9 protein-coding genes are annotated in these 6882 nt (G+C 61.4%); 5 read left to right on the top strand and 4 right to left on the bottom strand.

Features of this window, described 5'->3' with window-relative positions; translation table 11 throughout:
* Positions 1–130 precede the first annotated feature (130 nt).
* Complete coding sequence (locus NKJ09_RS10950; protein WP_352762734.1) at positions 131–442, bottom strand: hypothetical protein; 312 nt, start codon at positions 440–442, stop codon at positions 131–133.
* 275 nt (positions 443–717) lie between these two features.
* Between NKJ09_RS10950 and NKJ09_RS10945 the strand changes: the two genes are divergently transcribed.
* Positions 718–882 carry a DUF3309 family protein gene (locus NKJ09_RS10945; RefSeq protein WP_023720548.1) on the top strand — a complete coding sequence of 55 codons (165 nt, stop codon included), beginning with the start codon at positions 718–720 and terminating at the stop codon, positions 880–882.
* A 148-nt stretch (positions 883–1030) separates the two neighbouring features.
* On the opposite strand, the gene NKJ09_RS10940 is transcribed toward NKJ09_RS10945, so the two are convergent.
* A complete protein-coding gene (locus NKJ09_RS10940) occupies positions 1031–1228 on the bottom strand; it encodes a hypothetical protein (RefSeq protein ID WP_023720547.1) in 198 nt (65 codons plus the stop codon).
* A gap of 495 nt (positions 1229–1723) precedes the next feature.
* Here NKJ09_RS10940 and NKJ09_RS10935 point away from each other — a divergent pair, with 495 nt between their 5' ends.
* On the top strand, positions 1724–2455 hold the full coding sequence (locus NKJ09_RS10935; protein ID WP_023720546.1) for a Crp/Fnr family transcriptional regulator: 732 nt from the start codon (positions 1724–1726) through the stop codon (positions 2453–2455).
* A 169-nt stretch (positions 2456–2624) separates the two neighbouring features.
* Positions 2625–3152 (top strand): YciE/YciF ferroxidase family protein, encoded by a 528-nt coding sequence (locus tag NKJ09_RS10930; RefSeq protein WP_352495102.1) that lies wholly within the window; start codon positions 2625–2627, stop codon positions 3150–3152.
* 138 nt (positions 3153–3290) lie between these two features.
* Here the strand turns inward: NKJ09_RS10930 and NKJ09_RS10925 are convergent, their stop codons facing one another.
* Together NKJ09_RS10925 and NKJ09_RS10920 are read right to left on the bottom strand one after the other, a co-directional pair.
* Complete coding sequence (locus NKJ09_RS10925; protein ID WP_352495101.1) at positions 3291–4289, bottom strand: ATP-dependent DNA ligase; 999 nt, start codon at positions 4287–4289, stop codon at positions 3291–3293.
* Positions 4290–4319: 30 nt separating this feature from the next.
* Positions 4320–4487: a hypothetical protein gene (locus NKJ09_RS10920; protein WP_023720543.1), complete on the bottom strand. Its 168-nt coding sequence runs from the start codon at positions 4485–4487 to the stop codon at positions 4320–4322.
* Between the two features lie 225 nt (positions 4488–4712).
* On the opposite strand from NKJ09_RS10920, the gene NKJ09_RS10915 reads away from it, so the two are divergent.
* A complete protein-coding gene (locus NKJ09_RS10915; protein WP_031194456.1) occupies positions 4713–5417 on the top strand; it encodes an MgtC/SapB family protein in 705 nt (234 codons plus the stop codon).
* Positions 5418–5618: 201 nt separating this feature from the next.
* Positions 5619–6881, top strand: a complete 1263-nt coding sequence (locus tag NKJ09_RS10910) for a DUF763 domain-containing protein (protein WP_352495100.1) — start codon at positions 5619–5621, stop codon at positions 6879–6881.
* Position 6882 lies beyond the last annotated feature (1 nt).

Raw genomic sequence — 6882 nt, 5'->3', positions numbered from 1 at the left:
CCCCCCCCCTTATAACCACTTATGGAGCCGGGGCCAGCGTCAGAGTGTTAAACGCCACCTATCCAGGCAAAACACCCGCGGCGGCGCAGCCCCCGCCCCCCCGCCTCGTCAGGCTATGATCACAGGGCGTTTACTTGCCGCAGTGGTTATCGTTCACCGTCGGCGCCATCGTTCCCGGAGCCTTGCCGGTCGCATCGGGCAGAGCCCCCTGCGGGCCCGGCGGGCAATTCCGGTCGGCATTCGAATTCGTCGTTGAGAAATCGCGAATGCTGTTGGTGATGGTCGAATCCGTGCCGGTGTCAGGGCCGCCATTATCCGGGACTACGACCGTCCGCCCGCTGCCGTCGGCAGCGGCTCCGGAGGGGTCGCCGACGTTCAGGGCCATCGCTGACGTGGCCAGACCGATCGTAAGCGCCGAAGCTGCGAGAATTTTCGTGAGCATGATGCTTCTCCTTTTTACGAGGGTCGTCGCGTTGCGACTACGAAAACAACCGTTCGGGCGGGCGAAGGTTCCGACAAATTTCCTATGAATTCAGCATGTTCTCAGGTGTTCAAGGTGGCCGGCGCGCCATTGCACAGCCCGGCGTTTTCCTCGCTGCATGAGCGTGCGCCTTGCTGTCCCGCCGGAACAGGAATGCTCCTTGCGAGTTCATACCTTTGTACAATGCGAACGCGCTGATGCGAATGGCGGCAGCGCAAACAAGGAGAGCAGACATCATGGGCCTTGGAACCATTCTCATCATCATCTTGGTCCTTGCCTTGCTTGGCGGCTTCAGCGGCTTGGGCGGCGGACCGTTCTACGGCACCGGCTATTACGGTGGCGGTGGCCTCGGCCTGGTGCTGCTCATCGTCATCATCTTGGTCGTGCTTGGGCGCATTTAGCGTCACGCTCACGACAAAACGCCTGCCGCCGGGTAATAAGCGGCGGGCGTTTTGTCGTGAATAGACGAAAAGTCTCTAGGACTCTGGCTAAAAAGGCCGACCTGGCGTCGGACCCTTCGACACCGAGGACCCCGCCATAGCAGCAGCTTTAGTGTTGGCGATCGGCGGCCAGTGCTTCCTTTAGATCGGCGCTTAGCACGCCCTCGTTGAACAGCGACATGATACGGGCGGCCAACCGCTCGCGGACCGGACTGTCGTCCGCAACACCCAACTCGCGGCAGCAGTCGTCGAGCGCTTTTCTCAGCACGCTCAGTTCGGCTGGAGTTGCTGCACCATGCATCGACATGCCATCCTCCCTGAAAAGGGCGAAAGCGCGAAGCGTCTTTCAAGCATCCACTCGCCATGCCTGTGTGGATGACTCAAATTCAATTAGCGCCGCTTGCCTCCAAACTCAATGTACGGAAATTACCGAGCGGACAGATCGGGAACGACTGCCTTTCACCTGCATTATTGTAGTGATCCAAGCCACCCTCATTTGGATCACTGGGCGTAGCCCACGACGCCCGAATGGAGCCCGTTGCATCCCTCGCGACGGGCTCTTTCGCGCCCGACATTTTTGATTTATCGATTTCGTACCAAGCACCTTTGGTACGTTTTCAACTCTAACTTTCAGTCAGATGTTTTCGTAGGCAAGCGGCAGGAGAAACTGCCGTGCATCGAATTCATTTATTTAGTAGGCTCCATACCTTTCAGCGCTTATATAAGCCGTATCGTCAGCAGGTCATACCGGGCGCGGACGGCTGGGAGATCAAAAAGCTCTTGCCCTGTTTTGGGCCCAGCTATGTCTGATCCAGCTATTTCCAATCAAAATCTATTCAAAAACAAGCTGTTGCGCCGGATGAGCGCCGGCGATTTTGCATTTCTCGAGCCGCACATCGAGCGCTGTTCGCTGGAGTTGCGGCAATCGCTCGAAGTATCCGGATCACCGATCGAGGCCATCTATTTCGTCGAGGACGGCATTGGTTCAGTGGTTGCGAAAATGCCGAATGGCAGCGATGCGGAAGTTGGCCTCATTGGCTTGGAAGGTATGACCGGCTCGGCCTTGGTGATGGGCGACGACCGCATGGTCCATGATTGCTATGTGCAACTGGCGGGAGAAGCCGCCAGGATAGATGCCGAGCCATTCAAGGCAGCGCTGACGCAAAGCCCGACATTGCGGCTGTTTTTGTTGCGCTACGTGCAGTGTCTGCATATCCAGACCGGCTACACCGCGCTGGTCAACGCGCGATCGAAGCTTGAAGACCGGCTGGCGCGCTGGCTGCTCATGTGTGACGATCGGGTGGCCGGCGACCGGCTGACGATCACCCACGAATTCCTGTCGATCATGCTCGGCGTAAGACGTCCGGGCGTCACGGTCGCGCTCCAGCTGCTTGAGGGCCGAGGGCTCATCCGGTCCCGCCGCGGCGAAATCATTATCCGCGACCGCGATGGTCTCGTTTCGCTAGCGGATGGCGGCTACGGCCTGGCCGAGGCCGAATATATCCGCCTGGTCGGACATACCGGCGAGCGCTGAGTGCTTTTCTCGCCTGTTGCTACCGCAGGTCGAGGCCCCTTGCGATACGACACAAGTGCCGTCGGAAAAATTTTCAAAGCTCCTGAACCGTCAGGGAACTTGTTTCCCATCGGAGGGTTATCGGACGCCTCTACTTTGCGAGGCTGCCACCAACTCCCGGGAGACGACCATGCCGACTACGAAAAAGGCCGCGAAGGCGGCAAGCAAGGGCCTCGAGGACCTGTTCCTCGACGGGCTCAAAGACCTCTACTACGCCGAGAAGAAGATACTGAAAGCGTTGCCCAAAATGGCCAAGGGCGCGGAGTCGGAAGAAGTGACCGCCGCCTTCGAGAAGCACCGCATGGAAACCGAAGGACATGTCGACCGCCTGGAGGAGGTGTTCGAGAAATTCGGCAAGCCGGCCCGTGGCAAGACCTGTCCGGCGATTGACGGCATCATCGAAGAGGGCTCGGAAGTGCTCGAGGAGTATAACGGTGCTCCCGCACTCGACGCCGGGCTTGTCGGCGCGGCGCAGGCCGTCGAGCATTACGAGATCGCTCGTTACGGCACTTTGATCGCGTGGGCCGAAGAACTCGGCAAGAGCGACGTTGTCGAACTGCTCAGGGCAACTCTCAAGGAAGAGGTCGCGACCGACGAAGCGCTTTCCAAGCTCGGCGAAAGCGGTGTCAACGAACGCGCAATGCAAGAAGCCGCTTGACCTTCAGACCGCTTCCGAGCCTCGGCAATGGATTGCCGAGGCTCGGCTAGCACAGCGAACCAGCGAATTCTGCATTGGTTCCGTCGTCATCGGCAGGACGGGGCAGCAAGAACTTTGAAGCGGTGCCTCGGGACGGACTTACTCGATCTGCTCGAACGTACATTGCCGGGGCTCCTTGTCCGGCCGCCAGCGCAACAGCTTGGTTCCGTGCCGGAACCGGTCGCCTGTCACATGGTCGAAACGAACCTCGACCACCAGTTCAGGCTTTATCGGTTCCCATTGTCCGCTGCGCTCCGTGCTCCAGCGGCTTGGTCCGCCCGGCGCCTTGCCGGTGAAACCCGGTTTGGCCCGCAGTTTTTCCAGCCGTCTGGTCAGCGCCGCCCTATCGTCCTTGCCGATGGTCGAGGTGAATCCGACATGGTCCAACCTGCCTTCGTTATTGTAGAGGCCAAGCAGCAGGGATCCGACTTCGTTGCTGCCGGCGAGATAGCGAAAGCCGCCGACCACGCAATCCGCAGTGCGCAGCCGCTTGACCTTGACCATGGCGCGCTCGCCGGGCTGGTATGGCTCGGCGATCAGTTTTGCAACAACACCGTCGGTCGAGCCATGGCCGGCGCCTTGCAGCCAGCGCTCGGCGGCAGCGGCATCGTGCGTGCATTTGGACAGGCGCAGTTCGCGCCGTCCCGCCGACGCGACAAAGGCCTCGATCACCCGTCTCCTGTTGGTGAGGGGTTGTTCGATGATGACCTTGCCGCCGGGTTCGGCCAGCATATCGAACAGGACCAGCATGGCAGGCGTCTCCAGGCTCAACTTGCGGATCCTGCTTTCGGCTGGATGAAGGCGCATTTGCAGGGCCTCGAACGAGGACGATCCGTCGACCTCGATGACGATCTCGCCGTCGGCAACAAACCGTCGCGACCTCACATCGCGCAGCACCGCGATCAGTTCGGGAAAATAGCGGCCAAGCGGCTTGCCCGATTTTGCACGCAGATCGACGGCATCGTCACCCTTGAACACGAGGCACCGAAACCCGTCCCATTTCGGTTCGTACTGCCAAAGCCCGTCGCCGCCAGGAATTGCGTCGGCGGCTTTGGCTTCCATCGGACGAAGGTCGAGCGGCAACGGAAATGCGGTCATGGCTGGTCCGCGCCGCCGCTGAGGCATTCGCTACCGCCGTCGGCCATTCCCCTGGGCCCTGCTTTGCCGCCTCGCCACCTTGCGGCCGGTCTGGTCGGGCGCAGGCGACAGCGGATCGACTTCGTCGGACCCGCCGATCTCCTTGGTAATGCGATAGGCCAGATAAGCGACGGCTCCGGCAACCAGCAAGCGGACCATGTTTGAAAATCCTTCGTTGGCGTGAACCCACCAACCCCGGGCCGAAGGTTTTGTTCCGTCGCTGCCCATAGCCGAGGTGAATCGTCGGCTGCGCAACCAAAACCTAAGCGCATCGTTTGTTGCTTATCGACGAAAAGAATTTGCGATGAAGACGCTGTTACCCTTGTTCGCTTTGACCCTGGCGCCAATCCAGGCCAGCAGCGCTTGGCCTGACGGGTGACCGCGATGCTCCTCGTTGTTCCGGTTTGGCAAGACATCGCGGCACGGCTGCTTCTGACCGCGCTCGCAGGCCTTTTGATAGGCCTCAACAGGGAGGCGCGCGGGCACGCGGCGGGGCTACGCACCACCGTGCTGGTGGGATTGGCCGCCGCCATCACAATGATCCAGGCCAGTATTCTGCTGGAGACCGTTGGCAAGCACCCGGATTCGTTTGCATCGATGGACGTCCTGCGCTTTCCGCTGGGCGTGTTGACCGGCGTCGGCTTTATCGGCGGTGGCGCCATTCTTCGCCGCGGCAATCTTGTCAGCGGGGTCACCACAGCGGCCACGTTGTGGGTGATGACGGCGATCGGATTGGCTTTCGGTGGTGGCCAATACGGCTTGGGCGCGGCCGGCACGGCGCTGACGCTGGCCACTTTGCTGGTCCTGAAATGGGTGGACCTTCGAATGTCGCGCGAACACCATGCCCAGTTGGCACTGACGTGGAAGGCCGCGGCTCGACAGGAGCTCGATGCGCTCATCGGGCCGCTTGGCTACCAGGCACGCCTCGTCGCAATAGAGAGGCGCCCAGATCTCAAGGACCCTGTGTTCTCGTTCGAGATCAGTTGGAGGCGGCCCGACACTGGCGCACCGCCAATGGACCTGCTGGCATCGGTGGGCGAGCATTGCGAGATCCAGAAGTTTGATCTCCTCAGCGAGCCTGCCCGGTAGAGCGGTTCATCGTTTCACGGAAACGCCGAACCGCTCTATCGCTTTGTTTCTGCGCAATTCCGGACGGAAAACCGTTTCACACTTTTCCTGGAACAGCTCTAGCGGCTCGCAACGATCGCGGCCTGAATCAGGCCATCGCTTCTTCGCGGCACTTTCGATACCTATCTGTCGAGGCAGGACTCAAGGAGCAAGCAAAAGAGCGTGGCACAGCGATCGGGAAGTGCTGACCTTCCACTTCACGGCGGGCGCGTGCCGAAATGGCTCGGCGACCGCATGACGCGGCTTGGCGCGGTCATGTGCGAGGCGATCATCCACCATTACGGCCGCGATGAATTGCTGCGCCGGCTGGCGCATCCGTTCTGGTTCCAGTCTTTTGGCGCCGTGATGGGGATGGACTGGCACTCCTCCGGCATCACCACCAGCGTCGTCGGTGCCTTGAAGCGCGGCCTGTCGCCGCTTTCCAGCGAGCTCGGCATTCACGTTTGCGGCGGCCGCGGCGCGCATTCGCGCAAGACCCCGCACGAGCTTGCCCTGATCGGCGAGCGTGTCGGCCTCGACGGGCAGGGCCTGGCGACTGCCAGCCGGCTTGTCGCCAAGGTGGACAGCGCCGCGGTCCAGGACGGTTTCGATCTCTATCTGCACGGCTTCATCGTCACCGATGACGGCAAGTGGGTGGTGGTGCAGCAAGGCATGAACGGCGACAGCAAGGTGGCGCGCCGCTATCACTGGCTGTCGGAGGGCCTGAAGAGCTTTGTCGACCAGCCGCATGCCGCCATCGAAGGCGCCAACCAGGGCGAGATCGTCAACCTGACAGACCGCCGCGCCGAAGCGTCGCGCCAGGGACAACTGGACCTTCTGCACGATCTTGGACCGGATCGCATCGTGAGGGAGCTTGCCGCTTTGGAGCGGGGTTCGGCGCCAGCGCCGGAGCCGGCACAAAAGCTGCTGCCGCATCTGGTGATGCCGGCGCACCACGATGTACGCGAAAGCGATGTCGTCATGCGCCGCCTGCACGGCAACATCGCGGCGGCGGCCGAGCGCGGCCCAACAGATTTCGCCGGGCTTCTCCTGGTGCCCAATGTCGGCGCGCGCACGGTGCGGGCGCTGGCGCTGGTCGCCGAAGTCGTGCATGGCGCGCCGTGCCGTTTTTCCGATCCAGGGCGTTTCTCGCTGGCGCATGGCGGCAAGGACAGGCATCCGTTCCCTGTGCCGCTGAAGGTCTATGACGAGACGATAGGCGTGCTGAAGTCGGCCGTCCAGAAGGCCAGGCTCGGCCGTGACGAAGAGATCGGCGCATTGCGGCGGCTGGACGACCAGTCGCGGCAGGTCGAGCGCTATGTCACCGGACCAAGCCTGAAGGAAATCGTCGCCGGGGAGTTCGACCAATCGCATCTGCTCGGCGGCCGCAGCGTCTTCGGTTGGGAAGTCGCCCCCGAAACGACCGCAGTTAAATCAACGAAGTGAT

Origin of the sequence: Mesorhizobium sp. M0189 (genome assembly GCF_040322135.1) — a bacterium.
Taxonomy (GTDB): Bacteria; Pseudomonadota; Alphaproteobacteria; order Rhizobiales; family Rhizobiaceae; genus Mesorhizobium.
Note: the sequence above shows the minus strand (reverse complement) of the source record. Positions and strands in the feature narration are given on the sequence as shown.